Annotated in this window: 10 protein-coding genes; all 10 read left to right on the top strand. The window is 36.5% G+C overall.

Going from position 1 to position 16,733, the window contains the following annotated elements; genetic code table 11:
- Positions 1-605 precede the first annotated feature (605 nt).
- The 10 genes from JOD18_RS13715 (at position 606) to JOD18_RS13670 (ending at position 16,680) form a co-directional block, all read left to right on the top strand.
- Positions 606-1,574 carry an ABC transporter permease gene (locus tag JOD18_RS13715; protein ID WP_204669613.1) on the top strand — a complete coding sequence of 323 codons (969 nt, stop codon included), beginning with the start codon at positions 606-608 and terminating at the stop codon, positions 1,572-1,574.
- A gap of 11 nt (positions 1,575-1,585) precedes the next feature.
- A complete protein-coding gene (locus JOD18_RS13710; protein ID WP_204669612.1) occupies positions 1,586-2,479 on the top strand; it encodes a carbohydrate ABC transporter permease in 894 nt (297 codons plus the stop codon).
- A 105-nt stretch (positions 2,480-2,584) separates the two neighbouring features.
- Positions 2,585-4,225 carry an extracellular solute-binding protein gene (locus tag JOD18_RS13705; protein WP_204669611.1) on the top strand — a complete coding sequence of 547 codons (1,641 nt, stop codon included), beginning with the start codon at positions 2,585-2,587 and terminating at the stop codon, positions 4,223-4,225.
- Between the two features lie 91 nt (positions 4,226-4,316).
- Positions 4,317-4,928, top strand: a complete 612-nt coding sequence (locus JOD18_RS13700) for a YesL family protein (RefSeq protein ID WP_204669610.1) — start codon at positions 4,317-4,319, stop codon at positions 4,926-4,928.
- 34 nt (positions 4,929-4,962) lie between these two features.
- Positions 4,963-6,390 (top strand): glycoside hydrolase family 32 protein, encoded by a 1,428-nt coding sequence (locus JOD18_RS13695; protein WP_204669609.1) that lies wholly within the window; start codon positions 4,963-4,965, stop codon positions 6,388-6,390.
- A gap of 1,021 nt (positions 6,391-7,411) precedes the next feature.
- Positions 7,412-8,827 (top strand): ABC transporter substrate-binding protein, encoded by a 1,416-nt coding sequence (locus tag JOD18_RS13690; protein ID WP_204669608.1) that lies wholly within the window; start codon positions 7,412-7,414, stop codon positions 8,825-8,827.
- Between the two features lie 103 nt (positions 8,828-8,930).
- Positions 8,931-9,908 carry an ABC transporter permease subunit gene (locus JOD18_RS13685; protein ID WP_204669607.1) on the top strand — a complete coding sequence of 326 codons (978 nt, stop codon included), beginning with the start codon at positions 8,931-8,933 and terminating at the stop codon, positions 9,906-9,908.
- Entirely contained in the window at positions 9,905-10,735 is an 831-nt protein-coding gene (locus tag JOD18_RS13680) for a carbohydrate ABC transporter permease (RefSeq protein WP_204669606.1), read from the top strand. Before JOD18_RS13685 ends, JOD18_RS13680 begins: the two co-directional genes overlap by 4 nt.
- Before the next feature lie 23 nt (positions 10,736-10,758).
- Complete coding sequence (locus tag JOD18_RS13675) at positions 10,759-13,083, top strand: beta-galactosidase (protein ID WP_204669605.1); 2,325 nt, start codon at positions 10,759-10,761, stop codon at positions 13,081-13,083.
- Positions 13,084-13,314: 231 nt separating this feature from the next.
- Positions 13,315-16,680 carry a DUF5107 domain-containing protein gene (locus tag JOD18_RS13670; protein ID WP_204669604.1) on the top strand — a complete coding sequence of 1,122 codons (3,366 nt, stop codon included), beginning with the start codon at positions 13,315-13,317 and terminating at the stop codon, positions 16,678-16,680.
- Positions 16,681-16,733: the final 53 nt, after the last annotated feature.

Below are 16,733 nucleotides of genomic sequence, written 5' to 3'. Positions count from 1 at the left end.
TATTCCTTGACTTACCTAATGTTTTTAATATTAATCAATGAAAATTAGAGAAAAACAGCGATATTTTAAGAAAATGAAAGTATATTGAGGGAGGTGGGTGAAGATAATTTTTTAACAATTAAATGAACTGGAATGAAAGTAAGACCAACTACCATCATTTTAAGAAACAGTATCAGTATTTTGATTTTAAAAGGAGGAGGATAAAATAATTGTCTGTGCTCAAAGTGAATTATATTAGAGTGATAGAAACTTCAATACCCTATATATCAACCGGTTGACATATGTTTTTAAATAAATTAAAACCTTTATTTGGATGTAATACTATCTCTATTTTTAAAATTATCGCTGCCAAACTATTAACTAAAGAAGAAGTTAATATGCTATTTTCTTACTTTCTCACCTGTTTACATAATTAAATAATAGCGCTTTCTTTAGAGGGGAAGGAGTAAATTATTTATTCATAGTTTCTGATTATTTGAGTAAATAATTGAACCAAAACCAAATGAGTCTTTGAATAAAAGAACGGGATTTGTCATCACTAATAATTTCCGCATTTATTATATTTCAAAGTTATATTTTTACTGAAATATCCAAGGAGGGCAGGTATGAGTTCATCTAACGCACGATTTAACCATGATCCGCATTGGCAGCTTGAAAAGAAGAAAACAAATTTTCAGACAGCAAGAGAGAGTTTCTGGAAAAGCCGTCAACTTTATTTATTGCTGTTGCCAGCATTGATATATCTCATTGTCTTTCAATATATTCCTATGTATGGAGCTTTTTTAGCGTTTAAAGATTTTGATCCTTCTTTGGGGATTTTAGGCAGTCCGTGGGCAGGTATGAAATACTTCGAGATGTTTTTTGGAGGGCCGAATTTCGGCAGTTTATTAAGTAATACTTTGCTGTTAAGTATGTATTCATTGCTAATTGGTTTTCCGATTCCTATCATTTTTGCTCTTTTTCTTAACCAATTAAGACCGGGAGTAAAAAGATTTGTACAGACCGTTACCTATGCGCCGTTTTTTATTTCTATGGTGGTTTTGGTTTCCATGCTGGGAATTTTCCTGCAGCCGGAGACAGGGTTTATCAATAATATAATTGTGGCACTGGGCGGGGATCAGATTAACTTTATGGCAAGTGCAGAATGGTTTCGAACCGTGTTTATTACTTCTGGCATTTGGCAGACAATGGGCTTTAACGCCATTATTTATTTGGCGGCATTAAGTTCAGTAAGTCCGGAACTTCATGAATCTGCCATTGTGGATGGTGCGTCTAAGTTACGGCGAATATGGCACATTGATCTCCCGAGTATTTTGCCAACCATCATTATTCTGCTTATTTTAGCAGTCGGAAATTTGGCGACAGTGGACTGGCAAAAGGCATTATTAATGCAGCAAGGGATGAATCTAAGCACTTCTGAACTGATTCAAACTTATGTATATAAGGCTGGTGTAATTAATTCCAATTTCAGTTTTGGTACTGCTGTCGGGCTCTTTAACTCCGTCATAAATTTTGTTTTATTGATTGCCGTTAATTTTATCGCAAGAAAAACATCAGGTAACAGCTTATGGTAGGGGGTGAGGAAATGAAAACGATTGTGCAGAAGCTTTCAATGGGAGACCGATTATTTAATGTGATTAATATAACCGTTATGCTGTTAATTTGTCTGGTTGTATTATATCCGCTCTATTTTGTAGTTATTGCCTCTATCACGGATCCAAATATAGTCAATCGTGGCGGTATACTGCTGTATCCGAAGGAATTATATCTAGGCGGCTATGAAAAAATACTGGATTATGCACCAATATGGAGAGGATACGTAAATACCATTATTTATACAGTCTCTGGCACTACGCTTAATATTATGTTGACCATTTCTGCTGGATATGTACTTTCCCGCAAGGATTTATATGGGAAAAATGTGCTTATGTTTTTATTCGTATTTACCATGTTTTTTCAAGGAGGATTAATTCCTACTTATTTACTTGTTTCCAATTTAGGTATGATGAATACGGTTTGGGCGATGATCCTTCCTACTGCTGCTTCCGTTTTTAACATTATCTTAGCTAGGACATTTTTTCAATCTACCATTCCTAAGGAATTACATGAGGCAGCTATGATTGATGGATGTTCAGATCTTAAATTTTTCTTTAAAATAGTGATCCCTTTATCCAAAGTAATTGTAGCAGTAATGGTGCTATTCTATGGTGTTCAGCATTGGAATTCATTTTTTGAAGCATTGATTTATCTGGACAGTGAGAGCAGATATCCTTTGCAAATCGTATTGCGTAATTTAATTATTATGAATGAAGCCAGTTCGATATCTTCTGATCCGTTAAGCATGATAGAAAGGCAGAATCAAGCAGAACAAATGAAATATGGAATTATTGTGATTGCAAGCCTGCCAATGCTTGTTTTCTACCCATTTCTTCAGAAGTACTTTGCCAAAGGTGTGATGATTGGCTCTGTAAAAGGGTAATGTAATTCTTGGAAAGTATTTGCAACAGCATGTAAAGTCATTCGAATGATTGCATTCTATCTGTATGATCTATATCAAAATTGACTTTAGAGAGGTTGAATAAACGTGAAATGTAAAAAATCCCTTATATTAATGTTTACGTTAGTGGCATCCATCGTATTGATTACTGGCTGCAGCCTATGGAACGAATCTGCTGATAACCAAAGTGATGGAGGGTCAAGCAGCAACGGTAATTCTAACGGAGATACCTATGAAATAGTTCGCGGACAAGAGCCGCGTAATTTACCAATCGAGGACATGATTTTTTATCAAAACTTTATGGAAGAGGCACCTGATATCGATTTGACGTGGACAGAAATTGCTGATGTAGCTGTGGAGGAAAAAGTAAGTCTTATGTTGGCCAGTAACGATCTTCCAGATGCTTTTATGGACACATTGACCGAAAATCAGGTCATGAATAATACACAGCAGTTATTGCCCATCGAGGACTATATTAATCCAGATGTCATGCCGTATTTTTCAGAGGTGTTAGAAAAAAGACCAGAGTATCTTGGACAAATCACGGCTCCCGATGGACATATTTACAGTCTTCCTTATATCGAAGAAATGTATGGTTTAATTACAAGTCAAGGGGTTTTGCGTATTTATCAGCCATGGCTGGATGAATTAGGTCTTCCAATGCCTACTACTATTGATGAATATCGTGATACGTTGAAACAGTTTGTGGAAAATGATATGAACGGAAATGGCGAGGCGGACGAAATTGGCCTTGCGATGGCAAACCAAGAACAGGATTCTGGAATCGGTTCTTGGAGGAATAATACGGATTTTGGTAAATTCTTTGGACTTTGGGGACAGGCAGATCGAGGAGACAGCATGGCTCCTGATGAAAACGGAAACATAATCAGCACAGCGACTACAGAGGCATATAAAACAGGTATACAATATTTACATGAGATGTATCAAGAAGGTCTGATTGATCCGAACTTCATGACAACGGAACATACGGGATTACAGAGCAAGCTGCGTTCTGACGATGTGATTGTGGGTTCTGTTCTTTCATGGGGGCATCCAGTTGATCTGGCTGGGGAAGAAAGAGGCAGCGGTTATGTGCCAGTCCCTAATTTGCAAGGGCCGGGAGGGGAATTTGGAACCCGGGAGAACCTTTCTGAATTGCATAATCCGGCGGCTTTTGCAATGAGCAGAGAAGTGGAAAATCCCGAAAAATTATTGGAATGGGTCGATCTAATGTATAAACCGGAATGGTCCGTGCAAGCCAACTGGGGGCCACTAAGCTACTACTATGAAGAAAATGAAGATGGTGTAATGGTTCAAGGCGAAGTGCAGGATGGATTGGACAATCATGGTGAGATGCGTCATGTCCATACGATTGCCGATAATAATCCTTTAGCCGTACTGGATGAATATTGGGATGAGGTAGTAATGTATGAACCGGGAGCACAAAGAATCTTGGACGATATGTATGCCTCTGGCTATTTTGATGGACAACATGAGCAGCCTTATATTCCGAATACTCTATTATACGAACCAGAGGTCGCTGAACGAATGGCGATTATATCACCAATAGTTTATGGGTTGATTGATACAAAACGGCGAGAATGGATTGTAGAGGGCGGTGTAGAAGAAGAGTGGGATGATTATTTAGCAGAGTTAGAAAGATCCGGCTGGGATGAATTCATCGGCTATGTACAAGATGCCTATGATGATTACCTAGAAAATCAATAAGTACCTTGTCCGGCTTCGGCATTCCCTCAAGATGAGGTGTGCCGAAGTTGGTAAAATCCAAAGGTCATAAGCAGGGGAGGGGGATCTGCATATGAATATTCTGGAAAGCAGGCTGTATGGTTTCCTTGAAAAAATAGCTGATTTACTGCTGTTAAATTTGCTCTGGCTGATCATGTGTCTGCCTATCATCACTATCTTTCCTTCTACGGTGGCTATGTTTGGAGTTGTTCGTAATTGGGTTGCGAAGAAGGAAGGGAGAGGTGTATGTATCTCATTTTTTTCCTTGCTCAAAAAGAGTTTAAGACAAAGTATAGGGATTTCCATTCTATGGACAGCTATAGGTTTATTTTTGGTCTGGGATTCTTACCTGATACAATTAGGTTCATCATTATTTCATCAATTGCTGCTTATTATCCTGCTGTTCGTGTGGCTTTTTTATATATCAACAACGATTTATCTGTTTCCTGTTCTAGCTCATATAGAGTCCAATTGGAAAAGTCAGATTAAAAACTCTTTTACTATGGTGTTTGTTTCCCCTTTATTGACTTTTGCTCTGCTGGGGATAACCGTGATAAGTGTCTCTGTCATCTATGTTATGCCCATCTCGATCTTTATTATTGTAAGTACATGCGCATACATCATATATACTCTTTGTAACTATATATTTCAAAGGCAAGTTATCCAAGATTCTTCTGTTTCTTAGTTCTATAGATAAAACTTTAAGGGAGAGATACAGTATGAAATTATTTTACACAGCTGAAAATGCAAAAATTGGTGACGTTATTCCGTACTACAATCACAAAGACCAACAATTTGATTGTTTCTATCTAAAAAACTGGAACACTGATTATAACGGATCGGATATTGTGCATGGATGGCATCGGTTGACTACCTCTGATTTACTTCATTTTGAAGAACAGCCAAGCGGTATACAAGGTGGTACAGGATCTATCATAGAGGCAGACGGGATGTACCATATGTTCTATTGTACCTTTGAGCATAATCCGGAAAGGCAGTATACAAGACATGCCGTTAGTACAGATTATGAGAATTGGACAGACATACCAGAACATACATTTACCGCCGATGACGAGATCTATGCTTTGACAGACTGGCGCGATCCATTTGTTTTCTGGAATGAGGAAGAACAAAAATGGTGGATGTTGATGTCGGCCAGAGAAAAAGCACAAACAGAACGAAATGGCTGTGTCGGTCTTTGCACGTCAGATGACTTGGTGCGTTGGGATTACCGTCAACCCTTATATGCACCAGGCATACATCAATCTGCCCTTGAGTGTGCAGATCTCTTTAAGATAGGTGATTGGTATTATCTCGTGTACTCCAGCTATACAGATGGCTTTGCTACTTACTACCGCATGAGCCGTTCTCTCAACGGCCCATGGCTTCGCCCAGAGGTGGATACGTTTGATACACGTGCCTATTATGCCGCGAAGACGGCTAGCGATGGTAAAGATCACTATATCTTTGGCTGGAATCCTACACGACGTGAAAACATGTGGGGAATTAATCCTCCAACAGATATAGGTGCTGATTATCATACATGGGACTGGGGCGGTGCGATGGTCATTCATAAAATCGTCCAAAGAGCCGATGGCACCCTTGGGGTGACTGTACCAGAGGCTGTTGATTCTGTAATTCAAAACTCACAGCCTATTACCTTACATCCGTTAAACGGTGAATGGAAAGCAGATAATAATAAGGCAACAGTTCATTCAGAAGGGGGATATGCCAGCTTGTTAGGCAGTCAAATTCCTGACTTATGCTGTCTGGAGGTAACGATTCAATACAGTGGCAAACCTAGCCGTTTTGGGATTGCCCTGCAGGTAGATGAAGGATTTTCAGAAGGTTATCATCTGTGTTTTGAACCTTGGTATAATCGAGTTCAGATCCGTTCAGGCCTGCGAATGTTTGAAGATGGAGGTAAAATGTTTCCATATGCTGTGGAAATGGAGCGTCCGATTATCTTAGAGCCAGACACTCCTTATCATGTGAAAATTTTTATCGAAGATTCCGTAATGGTCATGTATATCAATGGGGAAACAGCTTTCAGCACGCGCTTATTTAACTATAAAGGGAGAAAATTTGGATTTTTTGTTTCAGATGGTGCAGCAGTATTTCGTTCGATACGTTTAATGACAGAGTAATCAAATATAGTGTTTAGGAAGGGTACAATGATGAAGCAGATATCCTTCTCTAAACACTTTTTTGTTGTTTTTTACTTCCAGGGAATGAAGGTTGCCTTCTGTACTTCACCCCTGCGTTTCTTGTTTTCATCTTTGAGGCTAGAATCATTTAACACTAAAGGTGAGCGGAAAGTTCTCCACAAATGTTTTATTCCGCTAGGAGCTTATCAGTCTAAAACCTAAGCTGGTGAAACAGAACAATAAAATATAAAATCGTAATGAAGTATAAAAGTTACACGTGAAACAATGTGCTAAAAGGTTATGGAAGCAGCGAGTTCACCATGTCAGTACGTCGCTATTTACTACGCAGACAGCTTATCATTATGTAAAGAGCCCAATATCAATCTTTTTCTGCTGGGGTTCTCTAAGGAATAGTATTAAAAAATATTTAAAAGCCACAATCCTGAAAAACACTATTTCCAATAGCGAGAAATTTATTTGAAGATATCTTTATATGCTGCTTGTCTTGGAGAATTATTTAACATCTATTTAATTATCTGACCAACCCAATAAATAAAAGAAAGATCTACTTACTCTACAGTCTGTACTTCCAATCCGATGTAAGCTTTCCAACTAAACATTGATAGGCACCTCCAATTAAGACAGCGTAGTATGCAACTTTTCCATTAATCAACCTCATCTCATCAATTTTTATGACTAATTGTTATGAACGTTATCAACTTCCTTTGGATAAAACGCAATAAAATAGTGAATATCATTTTCCCCTGTCATTCTATCTCAAAAGCCGTGAATAACAGCGATTTTCCCAGTTTTCTTTTCTACTCTATCCTATTTTAAAAATCTTAAATGAAATAAAATCAATTATAAAAAAGCGAATATAGTCCATTATAAACAGATTATTGTGAATTGGGTGTAAGCGAATTCTTTATTATGATAATAGTACATTACTAATAGACCAAATTCGCTCCCTTTATCTAACGTCTATAATAATGTCATCAAAAAATAATTGGAGGGGTTTTAAATGAAAACAAGATCGAATTGGTTCGTTTTTTTAATAGCAGGGGTGCTCATGCTGCTAGCCGCTTGCGGAAATGATGGAGATACAAAAACAGAAGGAGATTCAGTTACTTTAACAATGTGGAATAGATACCCAGAGTTAAATCAACCTTTCGAAGCTTTTATTGCTGGTTTTGAAGAAGAGCATTCAGATATAACCATTGAACTGCAAAACATTCCATTGGCCTCTAATACTGCGCAATACCAAACAGCAATCTCTGAGAACAGCTTACCAGATATTTTTACAACCCAGCCTAGTTTAGACGAATTAGTAGAATTGGATTTGGTGAAAGACTTAAATGAAATCTTCCCTGAGGAAGTAAAAGATGAATTTTTTCCTGGAACATGGTTTGAGGGTGGAACAACATTAAATGATAATGTTTATGTCTTACCAATGTTTTCACCTAATCATGGTGTAAATATGTTGTATTACAATAAAAATGTACTTGAAGAATATGGGATAGCCGAATCTGATATTCCACAAACATGGGATGAGATGATGACGGTAGGAAAACAGATAAATGAAGCTTCAAACGGTTCTGTATATGGCTTCATGTGGAGTAATGTAGATTGGGCAAACGCTGGCTTTGTTCACATGATGGCTACAGCAATATCTCCAAATACACCTTGGAAGTTCGATTTCAAAGAGGGTGAACCTAGTTTTGCAACAGAAGGTAACGTTGAGTCGATCGAATTCTTAAAGCAAATGTATGATGAAGGTGTCATGCACCCAATGAGTATAGAAGTAGATACCACCAAAGCAGAAGCAAATTTTGCTGCAGGAAAAGCTGCATTTTATATAAGTGGTAATTGGACTGGTACAAATTTAATTGAAGGCAGTGATTTTGAAGAATGGGGAGTAGTTGATTTACCTACACAAGATGGTAAACCTTGGTATTATATGAACGCTAGGCAGGCAGACGGTCTTATGGTAAATAATAATACCGAACATTGGGAAGAAGTAAAAGTGTTTTTAGAATATGCAAAAGAACACCTTTATAGCGAAGTCATTTTAGCAACAGGTACAACTCAACCAGCTAAGATGGATGTAGAAGGTGAATTACCATTTCCACAATTCGAAGATATACTTGATTTAATGACTGAACGGGCAATTCCAGTTCCAAAACCAACAGAGAGAACTCTGGAAATAGTGGATTTTGAGACGGAACTTTTTAGCCGCCTTGGCTGGAATGATATAGGCGAAGTCGCAGTGGGCTACATGACTGAAAGTATAGATGATATTGAAGTCGAGTTGAATAATTTAAATGAAGAAGCGAATGAAGTCTTTAATGAACTTTTAGAGGAATTTTCGGATGTCAGTAAAGAAACATATCAATTTCCTGATTGGGAACCATTTACTCCATATGAGGGAGCGGAATAGTAACTAATCATACTTTAAATAAGTAATGAGCACGATTTATATACAATTCGTGCTCATTACTCATAATAAAAGTATGGAGAGCTTGAAGAAAGGGCGTGAAATAGTGACAAAACAAAAACAAGTGACAAAAACAAAGCTTAGTAAGAGAACTAAACGTCGATATATATGGGCAATGATATTTTTGTTACCACAAACCATAGTGTTTCTGGGTTTATCGGCTTATCCCATTATAATGAGTTACGTATACTCTTTCTATAGGTGGTCTGGTATTGGTCCTCTAGAAAATTTTGTTAGTTTTGATAATTACATAAGACTTTTTGGAGATAGCAGGTTTTGGAATGCTTTTTTAAATACACTTTACTATGTAATAGGAACAACTGTCATTAGCGTGGGATTGGGGTTAATATTGGCTATCATTTTGAATGATGCAAGATTGTCAGGCAAAGGTTTCTATAGAACGATCTATTTTTTGCCGGTAGTAACCACTACAGCCATTATCGGGATTATAATGAGCAGTATATTTGGAATTGATGGATTAGTAAATGAGTTACTTCTTACATTAAAAATAATTAATTTACCGATACCATGGTTAACGGAGGGCTCTTTAGCTTTACTTGTATTAATTCTAGTAGGATCATGGAAAAGTCTAGGTATAAACATGGTTTATTGGTTAGCAGGTTTACAAGCAATACCAGGGGAATTATATGAATCTGCACAATTAGATGGAGCAGGGTTTTGGAAAACACTCCAACATATCACGTTGCCATTATTAAAACCTATGCTGGCCGTAATTGTTCTCCTTTCATTAGTAGGGGGCATGCATGTTTTTGATTTGGTGAAGACTTTAACAGATGGTGGTCCATATTATGCAACAGAAACATTAGATTTATATATTTATAACTACGCCTTCTCAGACGCACATGGTGGTTCTAGACCTATGATGGGATATGCTTCTGCAGCGGGGGTTCTTCTTGGTATTTTTACCTTTGCGATAAGCTTAGCCTTTGGCGGGGCAGGATTCTTAGGGGATATTAGAAGATACCGGAAAGAAAGGAAAAAAAGAAGAGAGGTGACACAATGATTACTAGTAAAACTGTTCGTGTAACAATTCATTTCTTTTTAGTTATCTTTGGATTAATCTGGATTTACCCATTTATATGGATGGTCTTTTCTTCATTTAAAACAAATAATGAATTATTGACTGCCGGGATTAATCCTATTCCTGAATCATTTAATTGGGATAACTATGTTAGAGCTTGGGATAGTGCAAACTTTTCAGGTTACTTTGTGAATACCGTTATATTAACGGTATCAACAGTAATTATAGTTGTATTTCTTTGTGCAATCACTGGATATGCATTGGGGCGAGTTAACTTTCCAGGTAGAAACATAGTTGTCATTTGTATAGCTGCGATTATGTTTATTCCTAAAGGTTATACTATTATCCCTTTGTTTAAGATTGTAAATCAACTGGGGCTGTCTAATAGTATGCTAGGGGTAATTTTAGCAGAATCATCTGGAGCCCATGTGTTATTTATTCTTATGTTTACTTCTTTTTTTGCAAAAATACCGAAAGAATTAGAAGAGGCAGCAGAAATAGATGGGGCAGGTTTTTTAAGGACGTTTACGAAAGTAATGTTGCCTTTGAGTGCACCAATGATTGCAACTACAGCTATCATGCAATTTATATGGACGTGGAGTTCCTTCTTAATCCCATTAGTATTAACATTAAACAAGCCAGAATTAAGAACACTTGCTGTAGGTATGGAATCTTTTGTAGGTAATTATGCTTCGGATTATGCTGGAATGGCTGCAGGTGCAAGTATATCACTAGTTCCCGTTATGATTGTATTTATCATCATGCAGAGATATTTTATAGAAGGTGTAGCAGGAGCGGTGAAATCTTAATAACATTATTTGGAGGGATTATTATGCGTGAATATAATATTAACGTTGGGAACGTAAAAAAAGAAATCTATTCTGCTTTGCCGAATTTAAAAGGAAAAAATAGAGATGGAAGTGAAATCAGCTTTACGAATTATTATATGGAGGTTGATGGGAAGCCGTTTTTTGGTATAAGTGGTGAATTTCACTTTAGCAGATACAACCATGAATTATGGGAAGATGAACTCATAAAAATGAAAATGGGAGGAATAAACATTGTTCCTACGTACGTTTTTTGGAATCACCATGAAGAAGTGGAAGGGAATTTTGAATGGGAAGGTGACAAAAACTTAAGGAGATTTATAGAGTTATGTAAAAAGCATAGTCTTAGCGTCATCATTAGAATTGGCCCTTTTGATCATGGAGAGGGGCGAAATGGCGGATTACCAGATTGGCTGTTTGGGCGGCCGTTTGAATTGCGTTCTAATGATGAGGGGTATTTATGCTATGTAAGAAGACTCTATAAAGAAATAGGCAAACAGGTACAAGGATTATTATTCAAAGATAACGGTCCTATTATTGGAACCCAATTAGAAAATGAATTTCAACATGCAGCAGCACCATGGGAGTTAACTACCGGTACAAGTAATGAATGGATACCAGGCGGCCGAGATGGCGAATCGCATATCCTGACATTAAAGCAAATCGCTAAAGATTCAGGTATCGATACACCTATCTATACAGCAACGGGATGGGGCGGGGCAATTGCGCCAGCAGATGAAGTATTACCATTATGGGGCGGATACGCATATTGGCCATGGATCTTCTATGGAGATGTAGAAGAACATCCTGCGACACCAAATTATATATTTAGAGACTACCATAATAACCAAGTACCTGAAACATTTGACTTTGAGCCAAGATATAAGCCTGAAAGCTTACCGTTTGCATGTGCAGAAATGATGGGTGGAATGACTGTTTTCTATAATTACCGTTTTATACTCCCTTTTGAGAGTGTCGATGCTTTAAGTTCGATAAAAGTAGCAGGAGGATGTAACTTCTTAGGATACTATGTTTATCATGGAGGATCGAACCCTAAAGGAAAGAAAACTCCATTTTTAAATGAAACAGTGACTCCGAAGATTTCCTATGATTATCAAGCACCTATAGGAGAGTATGGGCAAGTAAGGGAATCCTATCATAGATTAAAGCGCCAACACTTGTTTTATCAGCAGTATGCAGATAGTTTTTCCAAAACGAAAACAGTCCTAGCTCAAGATTTTAATAAGATGGACCCCAAAGATGTAGAGAATATAAGATACGCTGTGAGAGCTGATGGAAATTCAGGTTTTCTTTATATAAATAATTTTCAAGATCACACGGAAACAAAGGATCAAACCGATTTTTCTATCTCTGTTCAGCTTGAAGATGAAATGATTAAATATGATAATTTATCATTAGCAAAAGATGAAAATTGTATCTTACCGTTTAATTTTAATATGGGAGATATTTGCCTTAGTTACTCTACTACTCAATTAATAACAGATATTACAACAAAGGATAATGAAAAGGTTTACTTTTTTTATGCTCCAAAGGGAATGAGAAGTAGATATGTTTTTGATAATAAGAACATAAAGGAAGTACAAGTTACTCATGGAAACATGGAGAAAAAAGATAACAAGGTTATCATTCCGGCAGCTGAGGGTGATATGATAATTCTAGTCAGCAAAGATGGCGAAAAAATATACATTTGTACACTGACAGATCAACAGAGCATGAATTTTTGGAAAACGACCTTAAAAGGGGAAGAAACCATTCTCATAACCGAGGCAAATGTATTAGTAGATCATGATCAATTGAGGTTAGAAAGTAATAATTTAGAACAAGTAACATTAAAGTCCTTTCCATCATTAAGTGACAAGATTATGGTGAATCAAGAGGAGATTATAGGAAATGACCAAGGGTTATTTACAGAATATATTATCCCATCTAACCAAAAAGAAATAGAAATTGATGTAACCAAGATAAATGACTTCAAGGCAACTATTAAAATTGATACACAAGCATTTCAACATGCGAAAGAATTATTATTACAAATTGATTATGTAGGAGATATAGGATATGCATTTATTGATGGAGAGTTAATAAATGATAATTATAGTAATAATAATACATGGGAAATAGGTTTAAAAAGATTTCAAAAGGATATTTCAAATAAAGGAATGTATGTGTATATATCCCCATTAAAAGAAGGGGTTATAGTGAAAAGTGACTCTCCAATGGCAGCAAGGACTGAAATATCCAAAAAAAGTATTGCAGAAATAAAATCCATCAAAGTTATACCAGTATATGAATATAGTGTTACATATTAGTTCATAAGAGATTCGAGGAAGTTTATCCTCGAATCTCTCTTTTTACAATGGCGTTTAATAAAATAAGAATATTATAAAAAAAGATATTTATAATATATATTTTAACGTATTTTAAAATAAATAAAAATACGACTATAGTCCATCATTAACAGAATTTTGTTTATTGGCTGTCAGTATTGTAAGAGGTATCTTAGATATATAGTATAAATTCTTAAAAGGATGTGAAATCTTATGCTTAATAAACCACATGGGAATGTGAAAGTTTGGGAGGAAGAAAGAGATATACCGACTTATGAAGTGGGTACCCCTGATAAGAACCCAATGTTTCTTGAAAAACGTGTTTACCAAGGAAGTTCGGGACGAGTCTATCCACATGCAGTCATAGACAAAATTTATGACGAAAAAGTACAGAAAAATTACAACATGGTTATTTTAGAAAATGATTTTATCAAGGTTGAAATCATGCCAGAAATAGGAGGTAGAATTTATCGAGCTGTGGATAAAACAAATAACTACGATTTCGTATACTATAATCGGGTTATTAAGCCAGCATTAGTAGGGTTAACTGGACCTTGGATTTCAGGTGGGATTGAGTTTAATTGGCCTCAACATCACCGGCCTAATACATTCGGCCCAGTAAATTACCGTACCGAAGAGGAAAAAGACGGCAGTGCCGTTGTATGGGTCAGTGAAATAGACCGCATGTATGGTACAAAGGTAACCACAGGATTTAGACTTCATCCAAATAAAGCCTATATAGAGGTGGAAGCACAGTTTTACAATAGGACATCTGAACCTCAGACTTTTCTGTGGTGGGCAAATCCAGCAATCGCTGCAAATGATCATACTCAATCTGTGTTTCCTCCTGATGTAAATGCAGTGTTTGATCACGGTAAAAGAGATGTATCCAGATTCCCAATAGCAACTGGTACGTATTATAAAATGGATTATTCAGAAGGTGTAGATATATCCCGGTATAAAAATATCCCTGTACCAACTTCATATATGGCATATAAATCGGATTATAACTTTGTTGGCGGTTATGACAATAATATTGATGCAGGCTTACTGCATGTTGCTGATCATCATATTTCACCAGGGAAAAAACAATGGACTTGGGGAAATGGAGAATTTGGAAAGGCGTGGGATCGAAATCTGACAGATGAAGATGGCCCATACATTGAACTGATGACAGGTGTTTATACAGATAATCAACCTGATTTTACGTGGTTAAAACCATATGAAGAGAAGACCATCAAACAATATTTTATGCCGTATAAAAATATAGGGGTAGTGAAAAACTCCTCGATAGACGCAGCAGTTAATTTAGAAGTAGATGAAAATAAACGTGCAATAGTTCAGGTTTATACAACATCAGTTTTTGAAGGGATAAAAGTAGAATTAAAAGGAAAACAACGTTACTATCTGCAAGAAACGGTAAATTTGTCTCCATCAGAAACTTTCAAAACAGTTGTCATGCTTGATGAAACAGATAAAGAGCATAACCTGGAAGTAACGGTAAAAGATTCAAAAGGAAAAGTGCTTGTTTCTTACAAACCACAGCCACCTAAAATTGAAGAAATTCCAAATGCTGCAGAAGCTATGCGTGAGCCGGAAGATCTCAAAACCAATGAGGAGTTATATTTAGCGGGCTTACACTTAGAACAATATAGACACGCTACATTTGAACCAGAAGACTATTATCTAGAAGGTTTAAAGCGTGACAGTAAGGATATACGTATAAATGTAGCATATGGTAAATTGCTTTTGAGAAGAGGCTTATTTGAACAAAGTGAAATCCACTTTAGAAAAGCAATTCAGTCACTAACAGTACGAAATACAAATCCTTATGATAGTGAGGCTTTTTATCAATTAGGGATGACCTTGAAGTTTCAAAGGAAGTATAAGGAGGCTTTTACAGCATTTTATAAGGCTTGTTGGTCAGCAGATTGGCAAGATAGCGGTTATCTTGCGCTGGCGCAAATTGCTCATATGGAAGATAAACTTGTAGAAGCGTTAGCGTTTGTAAACAAATCATTAATTCGAAATGCTCACAATTTTCAAGCGAGACTTCTTAAGTCAGGTATTCTTCGTAAACTTCATAAATTTGAAGAAGCTGAAGCCTTTACTTTAGAGACACTAAGCCTAGATAAAATGGACTTCGGTGCATTAAATGAACTGTATCTCCTTTATAGAGACTCAGGAGAAAGGAAAAAGGCAGATCAAGCTATTGAAAAAGTAATTCTTGTGATGAGAGAAGATGTTCATAATTATTTGACACTAGCAGATGATTATCATAGCTCAGGTTCTATAGAAGAGGCAATTGATCTGTTAACGCGTATTGAGCCAAATCAATCGGAAGACGCATATCCAATGGTACAGTATGTATTAGCTTACTTCTATCGTTTGTCGGGACAGACCGACAAAGCAATGTTACATCAAATAGTTGGAAGTGAAGCAAAACCTGATTATTGCTTCCCAAACAGTCTCTTTGAATTGATTGTGTTACAGCAGGCAATTGCTGAAGATCCTATGGACAGCAAAGCATATTATTATTTAGGAAATCTCTTATACGATAAGAAAAGGCATAAAGAGGCCATTAACTATTGGGAAAAATCTGTTGCTTTAGACGATCGTTTTGCGACAGCTCATCGTAATTTATCATTAGGTTATTTTAATAAACTTGGTTTGAAGGAAGAGTCTCGCCAAGAGCTAGAAAAAGCATTTAACTGTAATCCAAAGGATGCACGTGTATTTTATGAGCTGGATCAGCTTTATAAAAAATTAAATGTAGCTCCGACTAAACGCCTGGAGAATTTAACAAAATATCTTGATTTAGTCCAAAAGAGAGACGATTTATACTTGGAATATATTACATTGCTTAATTCGATGGGTGAATATGATCAAGTATTAAACTTATTGAAAAACAGAAAATTCCACCCATGGGAAGGTGGCGAGGGCAAGATACCAGGCCAATATGTTGTTTCAAATGTAGAATTGGGGAAAATATGTATTGAAAATAAGGAGTATGATCAAGCTGTAGAATATTTACAACAAGCTTTACATTATCCTGAAAATCTAGGAGAAGGCAAACTAGCAGGAGCGCAAGAGAATAATGTATATTTTTATCTGGGTTGTGCCTATGAAGGTTTAAATAAAATGGATAAAGCTAAAGAGTGTTTTGAAGTTGCTTCAACTGGTTTGGATGAACCGACAAGTGTCATGTATTATAATGATCAGCCACCTGAGATGATTTATTATCAAGGGTTAGCTTGGTTAAAGTTAGCTAATCAAAAGGAAGCAAAACGTCGATTTAATAAGCTGATCGATTATGGAGAGGCACACTTTTATGATGTTGTAAAAATAGAATATTTTGCTGTATCTTTGCCAGATTTCTTAGTGTTTGAAGAGGATTTAAATCAAAAAAATAAAATTCATTGTCTGTTTATGATAGGGATCGGACAGTTAGGTATGCTAAATGTAAAAGAAGCACAAAGACGTTTTGAAGAAGTATTAGAAATGGACCCTAACCATCAAGGAGCGATGATTCATTTAGCATTGTGTAAGAAGAATGATAGATTGGTAAGTCTCTATTAATCAATTATACTAACCGCCAAACCTCGAATATTCTACTCGGGGTTTGGTGAGAA

Origin of the sequence: Gracilibacillus alcaliphilus (assembly GCF_016909015.1) — a bacterium.
GTDB lineage: Bacteria > Bacillota > Bacilli > Bacillales > Amphibacillaceae > Gracilibacillus > Gracilibacillus alcaliphilus.
Note: the sequence above shows the minus strand (reverse complement) of the source record. Positions and strands in the feature narration are given on the sequence as shown.

Excerpts from the sequence above, each read along its gene's own strand:
- JOD18_RS13715 (WP_204669613.1), top strand. The coding sequence starts at position 606 with ATGAGTTCATCTAACGCACGATTTAACCATGATCCGCATTGGCAGCTT.
- JOD18_RS13710 (WP_204669612.1), top strand. The coding sequence starts at position 1,586 with ATGAAAACGATTGTGCAGAAGCTTTCAATGGGAGACCGATTATTTAAT.
- JOD18_RS13700 (WP_204669610.1), top strand. The coding sequence starts at position 4,317 with ATGAATATTCTGGAAAGCAGGCTGTATGGTTTCCTTGAAAAAATAGCT.
- JOD18_RS13695 (WP_204669609.1), top strand. The coding sequence starts at position 4,963 with ATGAAATTATTTTACACAGCTGAAAATGCAAAAATTGGTGACGTTATT.
- JOD18_RS13690 (WP_204669608.1), top strand. The coding sequence starts at position 7,412 with ATGAAAACAAGATCGAATTGGTTCGTTTTTTTAATAGCAGGGGTGCTC.
- JOD18_RS13680 (WP_204669606.1), top strand. The coding sequence starts at position 9,905 with ATGATTACTAGTAAAACTGTTCGTGTAACAATTCATTTCTTTTTAGTT.
- JOD18_RS13675 (WP_204669605.1), top strand. The coding sequence starts at position 10,759 with ATGCGTGAATATAATATTAACGTTGGGAACGTAAAAAAAGAAATCTAT.
- JOD18_RS13670 (WP_204669604.1), top strand. The coding sequence starts at position 13,315 with ATGCTTAATAAACCACATGGGAATGTGAAAGTTTGGGAGGAAGAAAGA.